This window comes from Aeromonas sp. 603757 (assembly GCF_049171255.1).
Classification (GTDB): domain Bacteria; phylum Pseudomonadota; class Gammaproteobacteria; order Enterobacterales; family Aeromonadaceae; genus Aeromonas; species Aeromonas veronii_A.
This window is the reverse complement of the sequence record NZ_JAAKOE010000005.1, coordinates 159,163-173,427: the sequence shown is the minus strand read 5'-3', so window position 1 is coordinate 173,427 and position 14,265 is coordinate 159,163. Positions and strand designations below refer to the sequence as shown.

Here is a 14,265-nt window from a genome sequence, read left to right as displayed (position 1 = left end):
TCGGAAATAACACAGCCCGATCACCTCGCGGCAATCGGGCTGTTTGACTCGACAAGGGATTACACCCTGAAACGGCGCACCATATCCTGCAACTGGCTGGCCAGATGGTTCAACTCATTGCAAGCTTGAGCCATCTGGGTGGCACCGGCAGCCACCTCTTCGGAGGCGTGGCTGATATTGACCACGTTGCGGTTGAGCTCCTCACTCACCGCCCCCTGCTCTTCGGTGGCTGTCGCAATCTGGATGTTCATGTGGGAGATGCTGCTGACCGAGCCACTGATCTGGGAAATGGACTCGCCCGCTTCCCGAGCGGTAGCTACCGTGGTGTTCATCAGCTCCTGACTCTGTTGCATGGTACTGCCCGCCTGTTCGGCACGCTGCTGCAACTCGGCAATGATGGTATTGATCTGGGAGGTGGAGTCCTGGGTTCGTTTGGCCAGAGTACGCACCTCATCAGCCACCACCGCAAAACCCCGTCCCTGCTCACCGGCCCGGGCCGCTTCAATCGCCGCGTTCAATGCCAGCAGATTGGTCTGTTCGGCAATGCCGCGGATCACCTCCAGCACCATGCCGATATTGCGGCTATCATCGCCCAGTTGGCGGATCACCACTGCAGTGCTCTCGATGGCCCCCGCTACCCGCTCGATGCGCAAAATAGAGTCATTAACAGTCTTGGCCCCAATCTCTGCGGTTTCGCTGGCCGAGGTGGCGGCACTGGCGGCATCGCTAGTGTTGCGAGAAACCTCCTGAACCGTAGCCTGCATCTCGTTCATCGCGGTTGCCAGCTGATTAAGTTCATGCTGCTGGGCACTCATGTTGGCCGCTGACTGCCTTGCTACCGAGCTCATCTCTTCGGTGGCCGAACTCAGTTGCACCACTGAGCCCGAGACTTCACTGACCAGGGTACGCAAATTGGTCTGCATCTCGCCAAACCCTTTGGCAAGAGTCCCCAGTTCATCATTGTTGAACTGTTGCATATCGATGCGGGAGGTAAGATCACCGGAGGAGACACGGCGGGTCTGCTCCAGCAGGGCCATCACCGGATTGCGGATCTGGGCGGTCAACAGCCAGGCAATCACCACCACAAAAGCCAGCGTCACCAGGCTGACAATAATGCTCATGGTTCTGGCATTGCTATACATGGCCGCAATGTCTTTCACCATCTCATCGGCAATCTCGTTATTGATCTCCCGCAAACGATATGACTTGGCACCAACCTCTTCCAATGCGGCACGAGTCTCGTTTTTGCGCAGACTTCTGACTTTATCCAGATCGCCAGCAGCAAAGGCATTTAACAGCTGGTCATGTACCGAAAAATACTTGGCCCCCGCCGCAACCACCTGCTCATAAACCTGCTTCTCTTCACCAGTAGTGAAAGGTAAAGCACCATATTTTTGGGCTGCTTGCTCAAATTCCTGCTTGGCCTTATTGAAGGTCAGGGTGCGATCGCTTACCTCTTGCTCATCCTTGTTCAGGCCACCGATGACCTGGGCCAACTCTGAACGACGCGCATCCAGCACGGCAACATGCATCTGGCTCGCCAGACGAGTAGAAGGCAGTAAATTACCCGTGATGGTTTCGGTATCACCATAGAGCTTTGCCAGCTGGCTGATTGAAAACCAGGCCAAGCCCAGTACCAACAAGGCCAGGATGGCAAATCCGGCACTCAGTTTCTGGCCGATGGACATGTTTTTGAACATATAAGGGCTTCCTTGAAATGAGTCTTCACTCCCGCAACATCCACCGGGAATGGTCATATAGAGCATAGCCTGCACCCGGAAAACAGAAGGATTTCATACCGTTTCTGTGATTGTTTGCCTATCGGCCTTGGACACCTTTCCTGAATCGGTCTCGTGTTCAAATAACAGCCATCATGTCATTAGAGCCAGCAGATGCGTGCTCAGAGCATCCGGCTCCCCCAGAAAATCGGCAACCCGTACAGGTGTGACCCGCCCCTTGTGCATCAGCCCAAGGGTGGGATAACCCTGACCACCCAGCCGTTTCATCCAGCCCTGGCTATCTGCCAGATGTTGCAGCAATGGGGCCTGCAGATAGGCTTGCTGGAACGCGTCTTCACTGACCCCCTGCTCTGCCGCCAGCGTGGCGAGAAATGCCGGCTCACCAATCCAGATCCCGTCCCGATAGTGGGATTGCTGGATCCGGTGCAACATGGCCAACCCATCCCCCCCCAAGGCCGTGACGGCCAAAACCGCACGGATCGGCGGCTCGGAGTCCAGCAGACACCCTTCGCGCAGCAGCAGTTCGTTAAAGTAGCGCTCGCCAAAATGCTGGCCGGTCAGCGCCTCGATCCGCTGATCATGGGGGCGCACATAATCACGCAATGCCTCGCCCATAGGCTGACGGCGACTACCCAGCCAGAGACCGCCCGCATGCAGCTCGATCTTGAGCCCAGCAATGGTGGCTGCCGCCTGCAACAGGGGGGCGGCACCGTAGCACCAGCCACAGAGCGGGTCATAGACATAATGGAGGGTGGTTTGTTGTTCGCTCATCTTCATTCTCACTTCAATCTCGGATAAAAAACCGGGCCCTTAGGCCCGGTAAAAACACAGGGAAAGCAGGCTCAGTGGCTTACCACTTCATCTCGCCGGTATTGACCTTGGCACCGATGGCCAGACCATCGTCAACCGGCAGTGCCGGATAGGCTTTCTTCAGAGCCTCAATCAGCTCACCGGAGTTTTTCGCCTTGGCCAGCTCCTGTTCGAAACGCTCTACATAGTCACGGGTAAAGGTCACAGCAGCAGTGCCTTTGGGAGCAGTGCCCAGGAAGTGGCCCGGTACCACACGCTCGGGTTTCAGGGCCAGCAGGTTATCCAGCGCCTTGACCCAGTTGCTGCGAGCCGCTTTGGTCTGGCTGTCGGCCATCCAGACATGCACCCCGTGGTAGACCGGCACACCACCAAAAGCAGTCTTGATGGAAGGGGCCCAGAGGTAGGCATTCGGGGTATTCATCTCTTTGATTTCAATCTTCTCGCCATCCAGCGTCAGGTGGCTGGCGGTCATCACTTGCGGCACGGTCAGGCTCTTCGGTGCACCCTTGCCGAGGATCGGGCTCCAGTAGCTCAGCTTGGCATCCTTGGTCTGGTTGATATGGTCAACCACATGCTGGTCGGCCAGCACTTTGACATCCGGGAACGCCGCCATGACCGGCTCCAGACCGAAGTAGAAGTCGGGGTCACCGGCACTGATATAGACAGTGGTCAGCTTCTTGCCGCTCTTCTTGATCATGTCGACCAGCGCCTGACCATTTTGCACGTCGAACTGGGCATCGATCAGGATGGCCTCTTTGTCACCGGTCACCAGTGAGGAGGAGACCGGGAAGATCGCCTTCTCGCCAGGGTTGTAGACGGTCACGCTCAGGGGGGCGGCCAGTGCGGCGCCACTCAACAGGGTGGTCGCCAGAGTCAAGTTGCGGATCAGGGTGTTGTTCATCATCTATTCCTCATTAAGTATTCGGGGGTTCATTTGATGGACACAGTGTATTGGATCACTTAAGGTGCAAATACAGCATAAAAAGCGCATCACTGTTGCACATATCGAACATATAGAGAGCCATACATGGATCGACTGACCGCATTGAAGGTCTTTGTCAGCGTAGTCGAACAGGGGAGCCTGAGCGGCGCCGGAGAGAAACTGGATATGTCGCGCGCCATGGTGTCGCGCTATCTGGCCGAGCTGGAGAGCTGGATGGGCGCCCGCCTGCTGCACCGCACCACCCGTCGTCTGAGTCTGACCGGACCGGGAGAGGAAGCGCTGAACCGGGCCCGCGCCATGCTGGCCCTCGGCGAAGAGATGGAGCAGATCGCCGTGAAGGGGGATGACGCCCCCAAGGGACAACTGCGGATCACCAGCAGCTACTCCCTGTCGGAAGCCTTGCTGGTCGGGGCTGCTAACGACTATCTGGCGCAATACCCGGGGACGGCCATCGACATTCTGCTGCTCGACAGAACCGTCAATCTGGTGGAGGAGCGGATCGATCTGGCGGTGCGCATCACCAACGACCTCGACCCCAATCTGGTGGCGCGTCGTCTCGGCACCTGCCACTCGGTAGTCTGTGCCAGCCCGGCCTATCTGGCCCGTCATCCAATGCCACACAAGGTGCAGGATTTGGCGCTGCACAACTGCCTCACCTACACCTACTTTGGCAAGAGCCTGTGGGAGTTCAATGGACCGGACGGTCCCGAGTCAGTGCCGGTCAGCGGTAACCTGAGCGCCAATATCTCCAACCTGCTTCTGGAAGCAACGCTTGAAGGTGCCGGGATCAGCCTGCAACCCCGCTACTCGGCACAACCCTATCTGGAGCGTGGGGAACTGGTGCCCCTGCTGACCGACTGGCAACCCAAGCGCCTCGGGGTCTACGGGGTGTATGCCACCCGCAAGCAGATGTCGCCACTGCTGCGCAGCTTCCTCGATTTTCTGCTGGCCCGCATGGCGGCGGATCCCATCTGGCAGGAGTAAGCACTCCGCACACCCAAACATAACGAAGGGGCCGCTGCGGGCCCCTTCTTCACTCTGATCCCTTGATCAGGCTTCAAATCCGAATGGTTCTGAGTGCGGCGCTTCCGGCTGCGCACTCTCGTCGAGGAAAATATCCCGATAAGCCACATAGATGGAGTAGTTGAGCGCCGGGATCACCACCAGCAGACCTACCAGCAACAGCACAGCGCCAAACAGCAACAAAATGGCTGAGAGCAGCCCCCACCAGAAGAAGGAAAAAATATTGCGCCAGCAGCCGAAGAAGCTCAGCCGTACCGCCTGGATGATGCCGATATCGTGGTGGTAGATCAGCGCCGGAGCAAAGGTGACCCCCATCAGCACGGGAATGATAAGCAGCATACCCACCAGCAATACCAGCAGCAGTTGTTGCAACTGGCTGGCTGAGACCACCATGCTCTCGGGATCCTGCGTCAGCAGCGGGAGCAGCCCCCACATGGAGAGCAGACCGAGACAGACGAGGCCCACCAGGCTGAACAGCAGCAACACCAGCAGACCGCCTAGCATCAGCGGGGTCAGCTTGTGGCGAAAACCGGCGAAGAGATCGGCAAACTGCAGCGGCTCCCCCCGATAACCCCGAGCGGCGACCGCCACCCAACCCGCGCCCCACACCATGTAGAGCAGCTGGGAGATAAGGCCACCCGCCGGCAGTTGCTCCAGCAGCATGCCCACCATAAACCAGACCAACACCATGGCCACGCTGATCCCCATACCCTTGTTGAAGATATCGAACCCGCTGCGAACCCAGAGCCAGCCACGACCTGTCGTGTACCGGGCCGGAGTGGTGCGCAAAGGGGGTAATCCGTTCATATCGTCTCCTCGGAGTGTCGGTGGCATCAGTGCCGGAAGCCGATTCTAGAGCCAGGGCGGGGGCGACTCAATGGCGAAGCGGCCCGACCACGACATAAAACCTGACGCAGCTATGCACAAAAGGGGCGTCAGCCACGCCCCGCCACTGGCTGCACCGACGATAACGAGGCACAATCTGCCCCCTTCCCCAGCCGCGCCTGTCGTGGCCGACGTGTCGTGATCACCCTTTAGTGATCGACGAATGCCGGACAAGGGGTTGTCATCCCGCCATCCCGGGCGTTTTAACATCGAGTGATATCGTCATGAGAGTTGTTTGTTGTCTGTTGTTGTTACTGACCAGCCAGTCAGCCCTGGCCGAGGGTTTTATCAGTCGCCTGCTCAACCATCCGGTGCCGGGTGGCGTTGCGGTGATCCCTCTTGGCGCGTCACCCACTGCCCCCACGGCCCGCTATCACGACAAACCCGTGCTGGTAGTGCGCGAAGACAACCAGTGGATCGCCATCGTCGGCATCTCTCTGAAAAGCACGCCCGGCGCCCAGCAACTGACCACAGGTGATGGCCGTACTCTCGGCTTCACCGTGACCCCCAAGCACTACCGCGAGCAGCACATCAAGCTCAAGAACAGCCGTCAGGTCAATCCGCTTGCCGAGGATATGACCCGTATCAACCGCGAGCTGGCGGAGCAGACCCGGGCTTACCAGACCTTCAGCCCCAACCAGCCAAGCAACCTGCTGTTCGACAAGCCGGTCAACGGCCCCCTCTCCAGCCCTTTTGGCCTGCGTCGCTTCTTCAATGGCGAGGAGCGCAACCCCCACTCCGGCCTCGACTTCGCAGTGGGCGCCGGCACCCCGATCAAGTCCCCCGCCGCCGGCAAGGTGATCCTGATCGGCAACTACTTCTTCAATGGCAATACCGTCTTTGTCGACCACGGTCAGGGGCTCATCAGCATGTTCTGCCACATGTCGAAGATCGATGTGAAGCTCGGCCAGAACCTGCCGCGTGGCGGCATCGTCGGGCGAGTCGGTTCGACCGGCCGCGCTACCGGCCCCCATATGCACTGGAACGTCAGCCTCAACGACACCCGGGTCGATCCCGCCATCTTTATCGGTGCCTTCAAGCCCTGAATCGGCAGAGCCCGTTAACAAAACATCCTCTAACAAGACAGGCAGCCCATGGCTGCCTGTCTGCTATCTGCACGTCGAACCTGATTATCTATCCGGCCAGCGCGTGGGCGCCGGACTCCCGACGCATCGCCCGCCACATCACCAACACCAGCAATGAGCTGCACGTTGGCAATGCCAGCCAGACCCCGGGCACGCCCCACAGGGTCGAGAAGCCCCACAAGAAACCGCCAATCAGCACCAGCTTTCCGCCGGTGAGCAGGGAGGCGATGCGGGCCCGGTTGATGGCCTGGAAGTAGGTGGCCCCCACCAGCAGCAAGCCCTCCATCGGCAGCCCCCAGAAGTAGAGCCAGATCCCGAGGCTCGCCACCGGCAGCAGGGTGGCGTTGTCGCCGGCAAACAGATAGACCGCCGCCTCCGGCCACAGATAGAGCGGGATCATGGCGCACAGGGCGATCCCCAACGTCACTCCGAGTGCCAGGTTGCGGATCCGCAGCACCCGCCGCCAGTGACCGGCTCCTGCGTTGAAGCTGGCGATGGGCTGGATACCCATGGCGATTCCCTCGAACACCAGATAGAAGAAGGCCTCGGTGTAACTGATCACCCCGTAGGCCGCCACATGCAGCGAAGTGCCGACCGCCAGCAACGCCTTGTTGTGCAGCGCCAGCACTACCGAGAGATAGAGGTACATCAAAAAACTGGAGACCCCGAGGCGCACAGTCTCGCCCATCAGCCGCAGATCGGGGCGCAAGGTGTCCCAACTTATCCGCAGCTGGCTACGCGGTGTGAAGAAGTGCCACAGGCAGGCGAGGCCCGTCACTGCCTGGGAGAGCATGGTGGCCGTCGCCACCCCGGCCAGTCCGAACGGAAACACCACCATCAGCAGATAGTCGAGCAGCACGTTGAGCAGGCCCCCGACTACCATGATGAGGGTGACAAATCCGGGGCGGCCATCGTTGCGCAGCAGCGAGCTGAACGCCATCGACAGCACCGCAAAGACGCCAAGCCAGGCGTAGGCCTGCAGGTAGGAGAGCCCGGCGGTAAAGATCTCCCCCTCCGCCCCCATCCAGGCCAGCATGGGCTCGCCATAACGGATCCCGATAAAACTGAGCAATGCCGAGGCCAACAACACCATCACCAGCGCATTGCCGACGATATGGCGGGCTTTGGCCGGGTTGCCCTGCCCCAGATAGAAGGAGACCAGCGACGAGGCCCCCATGCCGATCAGCGCCCCCACCGCATAAAGCACGGCGCAAATGGGATAAGCCAGCATCAGACCGGCCATGCCATCCTGACCCAGCACATGGCCAACGAAGATGCCATCGATGGTGACATAGATGCCGGTGATCAGCATGGCCGCCACGGTCGGGGTTACGTAACGCCAGAAAAGGCGAGATAGCGGGGCTGTGCCCAGATCAACAGCTGACATATTCGACTCGGTGGAGAGAAAGCGGCCGGGATCATAGCGAAACGGCAGCACGACTTCCTGTTATTTGTGTTATGAATCATTAATATAGACTGCTTTACCCGCCTCCCTGCCCTGTTTTAGGCTAGGGCCACCTCTTCTGAACGGAAACGAGCCTCATGTTGCAACGCCTGCTCACCCTCTTGCTGCTCTCCCTAATCTTGTTGCCGCCAGCCGTGCGCGCCGACGATGCCATTGCCCAGGCCGAATCCCTGTTGCAGAGCGTGCCCAAGAGCGATACCCCGGAAAACCAGAAACTGCGGGAGAGCTACCAGCAGGCGCTGCAATTTGCCAGAGAGGCCGAGCGCTACCGGGAGCAGAGCAAAGCCTATCAGCAGATCCTTATCGATTACCCCAAGGAGTCGGCACGCCTCAAGGAGAGCCTGCACAACTATCAGCCCGCCGCTCGCCCGCCGCTGGCGAGCCTCAAGGAGGAGGCGCTGCGCCAGGCTATAGGCTTGAGCAGCAACCGCCAGCTCAACCTGCGCAAGGAGCGGCAGGGGGTGATGGACAGCCTCAACCAGCTGGAGAGCACCGGGCAGGAGTATCACCTGCGGGTGGATGATCTGCGCAAACAGCTGCAACTGACCCGCAGCCAGCTGGAGCGACTGAGCTTCAGCAGCGAATCGGATCGCCAGCAGGAGGCACAACTGCTGCTGACCAGAATGAAGGAGCAGAGCCTCTCCGACCGGATCCAGATGCTGGAGCTGGAGCAACTCTCGGCCCAGCAGCGCAACGATCTCGGCAAGCTGAAGCTGCAGGAGCTCAATCTGGCCATCGCCGACGAGGATGAGTGGCAAGCCAGCCTGCTGACCCAGCAGAACCAGCTGCGGCGGGAGAAGACCGAGCAGGCGCTGGAGGAGAGCGAACGGCTGCGCAAGCAGCTCACCACCGACATGCCGCTGCTGCTGGAGCAGCAACAGCAGAATCAGGCGCTCTCCATCCAGCTCGGCACACTGGAAGATCAGATTGAGCGGGTGCAGGACGAGCAGCGCAGCGTCGACAAGAATCTGTTTGAGCTGAATGAGCTGGTCAACTCGGTGCGCGAACAGCTGGAGTGGCTGCAGATCAGTAATGCCTACGGCGAGAACCTGCGCAGCAAACTCTCCGATCTGCCTCCCCAGTTCCCCCTCGACAAGCTGGAGTCCGCCATCGTCAGCGCCCGCATGGCCAAGTACCAGTACGAGAGCGAGCAGGATGGGCTCAAGGATACCCGCCAGCTGCGCGACAAGCTGATGGCCGAAGAGGAGGTGACGCTCGATCGGCCACAGCAAGCGGTGCTCGACAACCTGCTCAAGGCCCGGCGCCAGCTGCTGACCCGGCTCAACGACGCCTCCGACACCCTCATTCAGGAGCAGACTCGTCTCAAGCTGCTCTACAGCCGCCAGAACAGCAAGATCGACGAGATCCGGGAGATCAGTGCCAGCCACCTGTTCTGGATGCCGGATGTGCGCCCCTTTACCCCACAGGTGATGCTCGGCATTCCTGCCGCGCTGACCCTGGCCTTCAACCCGGACAACTGGTTGCAACTGCCCTACGCCATCGCCGAAAACAGCCCGCTGAGCCTCACGCTGGCCGGTATTGGTCTGCTGGTGCTGGCCTGGAGCTGGTTCAAGCTGGCCCGTCACCTGAACCTCTATTGCGACCATATTGCGCCGCGGATCGGCAAGGTAACTCAGGACAAATTCAGCCTCACCAGCCGCTTGCTGCTGCGCTCCCTGCTTGCCGCCCTCCCCTTGCCCGCCATGGTGCTGATGGTGCGCGGCCTGCTCGAAGGGGCCTGGCAATACCCGTTTGCGGTGGCGGTAGCGCGTGGCCTTGGCGAGATCTGGTTTCTGCTGCTGGCACTGGTGATGGCCCGCCATCTGACGCTGGAGCGGGGGATTTTGATCCACCACTTCCGCTGGCCCCGGGAACAGGTGCAAAAGGTATGGGGGCAGTTTCGCACCCTGCTGCTGGTGCTGATCCCGAGTTTCTTTGTGCAGGGGATGGCCAACAGCTATCAGGAGCACGCCTTCTACGACTCCCTCGGCCGGATGGCCTTCATGATCGGTGCACTCTGGCTGCTGCTGTTCTTTGCCCGCCTCAACCGGGAGCGGCTGCCGCTCACCTGGGGCCAGACCGACATGACCAAGCCCCATCTGCTGCACCACTTCATCTGGAACAGCCTGATGCTGGCGCCGCTGCTGGCGGTGATCGGCGCCCTGTTTGGCTACTTCTATACCTCGCGCACCCTGCTGCGCCAGCTGGAGCTGAGCCTGCTGATGGGGCTGGGTTGCCTGCTGATCTACTATCTGGCCAGACGCTGGATGCTGATCCAGCGCCGCCGCCTTGCCTTCGAGCGTGCCAAGAGCAAGCGGGCCGAGATGCTGGCCCAGCGCGGCCGTGACGACAATCAGGAGGAGCTAAGTTCGGAGATCCCCGATGTGGTGGAAGAGACTGAGCTGGACCTCGACACCATCAGCGCCCAGTCGCTGGGGCTGGTGCGCACCCTGCTGATGCTCGGCTTCACCATGCTGGTGGTAGTGCAATGGTCGGATCTCAACTCGGCGTTCAGCTTCCTCAGCAATATCGAGGTATGGCAGGTGAGCAGCAAGATTGGTGGCATCGAGCAGCTCTCCGCCATCACCCTGCAGGATCTGATGCTGACCGCCTTCGTCTTCATCCTGACCGTGGTGACCGCCCGCAACCTGCCGGGGCTGATGGAGCTGACCCTGCTTCAGCACCTCAGCCTCTCTCCCGGAACCGGCTTTGCACTCACCACGATCAGCAAGTATCTGGTGATCCTCGTTGGCGCCCTCACCGGTTTCTCCATGCTCGGTATCGACTGGTCGAAGACCCAGTGGCTGGTGGCCGCCCTCTCGGTAGGGCTGGGTTTCGGCCTGCAGGAGATCTTCGCCAACTTTGTTTCCGGCCTCATCATCCTGTTCGAGAAACCAATCCGGCTCGGTGACACTGTGACCATTCGCGATCTCACCGGCACCGTAACCAAGATCAAAACCCGGGCGACCACCATAGTGGATTGGGATCGCAAGGAGATCATCGTGCCCAACAAGGCCTTTATCACCGAGCAGTTCATCAACTGGTCGCTCTCCGATGCGATAACCCGGGTCAAACTGCGGATCCGGATCGGTCTGACCCGTGATCCGAAACTGGTGCAACGTATTCTTGAGGAGGCGATCCATGCCTCTACTCTGGTACTGGAGACCCCCAGTCCGGAAGTATTCCTGATCGAATTCACCGACTCGGCGCTGATCTACGAGATCCGCCTCTACGTCAACAACATGGATCACCGGATGCCCATCACTCACGAGGTTCACTCGCTGGTGCTGGAGAAGATGCAGCAGCAGGGACTTACTCTGCCCCATCAACAGATCGACATTCACCTGAGCCGCGGCTGATCCGCGAGGTAAAAGGAGCAGAACATGCAGATTATTGCCCATCGTGGCGCCAGCGGTCTGGCCCCCGAAAACACTCTCAAGGCGATGGCCAAAGCGCTGGAGCTGGGAGCATCAGCCATCGAGATCGACGTGCAGGCGGCCGATGGCGAGTTGTGGGTCTTCCACGACCGGCGGCTGGAGCGCTGCACCAATGGCAAGGGGGTACTGACCGAGCAATCCCGCTCCTATCTGGAGCAGCTTGATGCCGGTGAAGGAGAGGTGATCCCGACCCTCTGGCAGGTGATGGAGATCATAGCCGGACGCTGCGAGTTGCACATCGAGCTCAAGGGGGCTCATACCGCCGATGCGGTGGCAGCCCTGACCCGACGGGCAGAGGCCGAGCTGGGCTTTACTCCCGGCCAGTGGGTGGTTTCGTCCTTCCATCACCCGGAGCTGGCCCGATTTGCCGCCTTGCGGCCCGATATCCGCCTCGGCGCCCTGACCGCCAATCTGCCACTCAACCTGGCGCTGTTTGCTGATGAGCTGGGGGCCTGGTCACTTAACTGCGACGTGGATTTTGTCGACCGGATACTGGTGGAAGATGCACATCAACGCGGATTAAGGGTTCTAGTTTATACCGTTGATTATCATGAAGATTATGAAAAACTAGCCAGCATGGGGGTCGATGGAATCTTCACCAATCGTCCAGATCGTTTCCTGTAGCCACCTGACAAGGATACACATATGGATAAGCTCTGATTTAGGCACTAACTTTAAATAGCTGATCGGGATACAAAGAGTTCAACTTCAGCCGATAAGAACAGGCACATAACAATAACCAGTTTCCACACACTCAGACTGACGCTCACAAGGATGTAACTATGAACTTATCGATTAAAAACAAGCTGGTCCTGGCTATCGGGGTCATCATTCTGGTGATCACCGGGATACAGGTCTGGTACAACACCTCGCAACTGCGCAGCGAAACCCAGCGGCTGGTCTGGAATATCATCGACGAAAGCTCCATGGCCAACGTCAAGGGGATCTCCCGCTGGGTTGACTCCCGTATCGCCATCGTCAGCACCACCAAGGAGGCTTTCACCAAAGAGGATGAACCCATCAGCCATCTGGCCCAATCCATGAATGCAGGTGGATTCGACCTGGTCTATGCCGGTACTGCCGATGGCAAGATGATCCAGAGCAAGCCCACCAACCTCCCTGCCGGTTATGACCCCCGTCAACGCCCCTGGTACAAGGATGCGATGGCAGCTGGCAAACTGGTCATTACTGCCCCTTATGCGGATATCTCTACCGGACAACTGATTGTCACCATTGCCGAGCCGTTCCAGCGCGGCAACACTCAGGGCGTCATCGCCGGTGACGTATCCATCAGCGCCCTTATCTCGGATATTCTGGCAGTCACTACCGAGGGCACCTACGCCATTCTGGTAGACAGTAATGGCACCATCATCGCCCACCCGGATGCCTCGTTGAGTCTCAAGTCTGCCACCGCACTGGCCCCTGAATTGACCGCTTCTTACATCAACCAGATCGCCCATGACGGCATGATCAACGAGCTGGTGATCAGTGGCAAGAAAGAGGTCTTTGACTTCAACGCAATCCCCAATACCAACTGGTATTACGGCATGATGGTGGATGAGGAGACCGCCTATCAGTCGGTGCGCAGCATGGTCACCTCCTCCCTCATCCAGGGGCTTATCACCATACTGATCGTGGCTGGCTTCTCCTATGTCGCCATCAATGGTTCACTGGCACCCCTGAAAACCCTGGGCGAAGCGATTGCCGATCTCTCACGCGGCAACGGTGATCTGACCCGCCGCATCAAGATCGAGCGGGAAGACGAGGTGGGCGCGGTTGCCAAGCACGTCAACACCTTCATCGACCGGATCCATGTGATGGTGCAGGATATCTCCAACTCCTCGACCCAGCTTAATCAGCAGGCCAAATCCTCCCACAGCATGGCGGAGAAGGCGAATCAGGGGCTGGCACGTCAGCAAAACGAAATCTCCCAGATCGCTACTGCAGTACACGAGATGTCGGCCACAGCCGTTGAAGTGGCAAGCAACGCCGAACAGACCGCCGAAGCAGCCCGCTCTTCTAGCAGCAGTTGCGAACATGGCAAGCAGGTGATCGCCCGCAACCAGCGCTCCATCACCGATCTGGCCACCCAGGTGGAACAGGCCTCCAACATCATTCAGGAACTGGAGAAAAACGCTCAGGAGATCAACACCATCCTCTCCACCATTCAGGGCATCGCCGAACAGACCAACCTGCTGGCACTCAACGCAGCTATCGAAGCAGCCCGTGCAGGCGAACAGGGCCGGGGTTTCGCTGTGGTGGCAGACGAAGTGCGGGTGCTGTCACAGCGTACCCATAGCTCCACCGTCGAGATCCGCAGCATGATCGAGACCCTGCAGCGCAATACCCAGGGGGCAGTCAGCACCATGCATGAAGGACAGCTGCTGGCCCAGAACAGCGTGGATGATGCCAACAACGCCACCCAGGCGCTGGAACAGATCACCTCCTCCATCAATCAGATCTCCGACATGGCGACCCAGATATCCAGCGCGGCGGAAGAGCAACGAGCGGTGACCGACGAGGTCAGCCGCAACATTCAGGCGGTGAAAGATGTCTCGGACGAACTGGCAGTGGATGCAGACAGCTCACGCCATCTCTCTGAACAACTTAAAAATATTTCGGGTGAACTGAGCAATCAGGTCGGCATGTTCCGCATTTGAGCATGAGCAAAAGGGGCCGTACAGGCCCCTTTTATTTTTCTAAATAGCGCTTAATTTTCAGTGAGTAATCTCACATTACCCGCCAAATACCCCGCCTTGAAATCCTTGTGATTCGTCTGGGATTATCAGATCACCGCCGTGGTCACCGCAGCATTTCGGATTAACTATTTCTATCCGAACAAGTAAATGCCAATAATTCTCATTAAAAAATTACAATA

The 14,265-nt window shown here is 59.0% G+C and carries 10 protein-coding genes; 5 read left to right on the top strand and 5 right to left on the bottom strand.

Going from position 1 to position 14,265, the window contains the following annotated elements:
• Positions 1 to 59: 59 nt before the first annotated feature.
• The 3 genes from G5332_RS07015 to G5332_RS07005 all read right to left on the bottom strand — a co-directional run bounded on the left by G5332_RS07015 (position 60) and on the right by G5332_RS07005 (position 3,450).
• Positions 60 to 1,700, bottom strand: a complete 1,641-nt coding sequence (locus G5332_RS07015; protein WP_216978208.1) for a methyl-accepting chemotaxis protein — start codon at positions 1,698 to 1,700, stop codon at positions 60 to 62.
• 171 nt (positions 1,701 to 1,871) lie between these two features.
• Positions 1,872 to 2,516: a DsbA family protein gene (locus G5332_RS07010; protein WP_216953053.1), complete on the bottom strand. Its 645-nt coding sequence runs from the start codon at positions 2,514 to 2,516 to the stop codon at positions 1,872 to 1,874.
• 73 nt (positions 2,517 to 2,589) lie between these two features.
• Positions 2,590 to 3,450: a Vmh family MBL fold metallo-hydrolase gene (locus tag G5332_RS07005; RefSeq protein ID WP_005335035.1), complete on the bottom strand. Its 861-nt coding sequence runs from the start codon at positions 3,448 to 3,450 to the stop codon at positions 2,590 to 2,592.
• A gap of 126 nt (positions 3,451 to 3,576) precedes the next feature.
• Here G5332_RS07005 and G5332_RS07000 point away from each other — a divergent pair, with 126 nt between their 5' ends.
• The gene (locus tag G5332_RS07000; RefSeq protein ID WP_320545894.1) at positions 3,577 to 4,476 is read left to right on the top strand and encodes a LysR family transcriptional regulator; all 900 of its coding nucleotides are present in this window, start codon (positions 3,577 to 3,579) and stop codon (positions 4,474 to 4,476) included.
• A 66-nt stretch (positions 4,477 to 4,542) separates the two neighbouring features.
• On the opposite strand, the gene G5332_RS06995 is transcribed toward G5332_RS07000, so the two are convergent.
• Complete coding sequence (locus tag G5332_RS06995) at positions 4,543 to 5,322, bottom strand: BPSS1780 family membrane protein (RefSeq protein ID WP_320545893.1); 780 nt, start codon at positions 5,320 to 5,322, stop codon at positions 4,543 to 4,545.
• 302 nt (positions 5,323 to 5,624) lie between these two features.
• Between G5332_RS06995 and G5332_RS06990 the strand changes: the two genes are divergently transcribed.
• Positions 5,625 to 6,446: a peptidoglycan DD-metalloendopeptidase family protein gene (locus tag G5332_RS06990; protein ID WP_421249409.1), complete on the top strand. Its 822-nt coding sequence runs from the start codon at positions 5,625 to 5,627 to the stop codon at positions 6,444 to 6,446.
• A gap of 88 nt (positions 6,447 to 6,534) precedes the next feature.
• On the opposite strand, the gene G5332_RS06985 is transcribed toward G5332_RS06990, so the two are convergent.
• Positions 6,535 to 7,872, bottom strand: coding sequence for an MATE family efflux transporter (locus G5332_RS06985; RefSeq protein ID WP_159164764.1), 1,338 nt, complete (start codon positions 7,870 to 7,872; stop codon positions 6,535 to 6,537).
• Positions 7,873 to 8,027: 155 nt separating this feature from the next.
• Here G5332_RS06985 and mscM point away from each other — a divergent pair, with 155 nt between their 5' ends.
• The 3 genes from mscM (at position 8,028) to G5332_RS06970 (ending at position 14,047) form a co-directional block, all read left to right on the top strand.
• Complete coding sequence (mscM, locus tag G5332_RS06980) at positions 8,028 to 11,309, top strand: miniconductance mechanosensitive channel MscM (RefSeq protein ID WP_421311194.1); 3,282 nt, start codon at positions 8,028 to 8,030, stop codon at positions 11,307 to 11,309.
• 24 nt (positions 11,310 to 11,333) lie between these two features.
• On the top strand, positions 11,334 to 12,011 hold the full coding sequence (locus tag G5332_RS06975; protein ID WP_421230607.1) for a glycerophosphodiester phosphodiesterase: 678 nt from the start codon (positions 11,334 to 11,336) through the stop codon (positions 12,009 to 12,011).
• 158 nt (positions 12,012 to 12,169) lie between these two features.
• Positions 12,170 to 14,047: a methyl-accepting chemotaxis protein gene (locus tag G5332_RS06970; RefSeq protein ID WP_266134319.1), complete on the top strand. Its 1,878-nt coding sequence runs from the start codon at positions 12,170 to 12,172 to the stop codon at positions 14,045 to 14,047.
• Positions 14,048 to 14,265: the final 218 nt, after the last annotated feature.

Bases quoted from the DNA above. Each gene is read 5' to 3' on its own strand.
- G5332_RS06995 (WP_320545893.1), bottom strand. From the start codon at position 5,322: ATGAACGGATTACCCCCTTTGCGCACCACTCCGGCCCGGTACACGACA.
- mscM (WP_421311194.1), top strand. From the start codon at position 8,028: ATGTTGCAACGCCTGCTCACCCTCTTGCTGCTCTCCCTAATCTTGTTG.
- G5332_RS06975 (WP_421230607.1), top strand. From the start codon at position 11,334: ATGCAGATTATTGCCCATCGTGGCGCCAGCGGTCTGGCCCCCGAAAAC.
- G5332_RS07000 (WP_320545894.1), top strand. From the start codon at position 3,577: ATGGATCGACTGACCGCATTGAAGGTCTTTGTCAGCGTAGTCGAACAG.
- G5332_RS07015 (WP_216978208.1), bottom strand. From the start codon at position 1,700: ATGTTCAAAAACATGTCCATCGGCCAGAAACTGAGTGCCGGATTTGCC.
- G5332_RS06985 (WP_159164764.1), bottom strand. From the start codon at position 7,872: ATGTCAGCTGTTGATCTGGGCACAGCCCCGCTATCTCGCCTTTTCTGG.
- G5332_RS06970 (WP_266134319.1), top strand. From the start codon at position 12,170: ATGAACTTATCGATTAAAAACAAGCTGGTCCTGGCTATCGGGGTCATC.
- G5332_RS07010 (WP_216953053.1), bottom strand. From the start codon at position 2,516: ATGAAGATGAGCGAACAACAAACCACCCTCCATTATGTCTATGACCCG.
- G5332_RS07005 (WP_005335035.1), bottom strand. From the start codon at position 3,450: ATGAACAACACCCTGATCCGCAACTTGACTCTGGCGACCACCCTGTTG.
- G5332_RS06990 (WP_421249409.1), top strand. From the start codon at position 5,625: ATGAGAGTTGTTTGTTGTCTGTTGTTGTTACTGACCAGCCAGTCAGCC.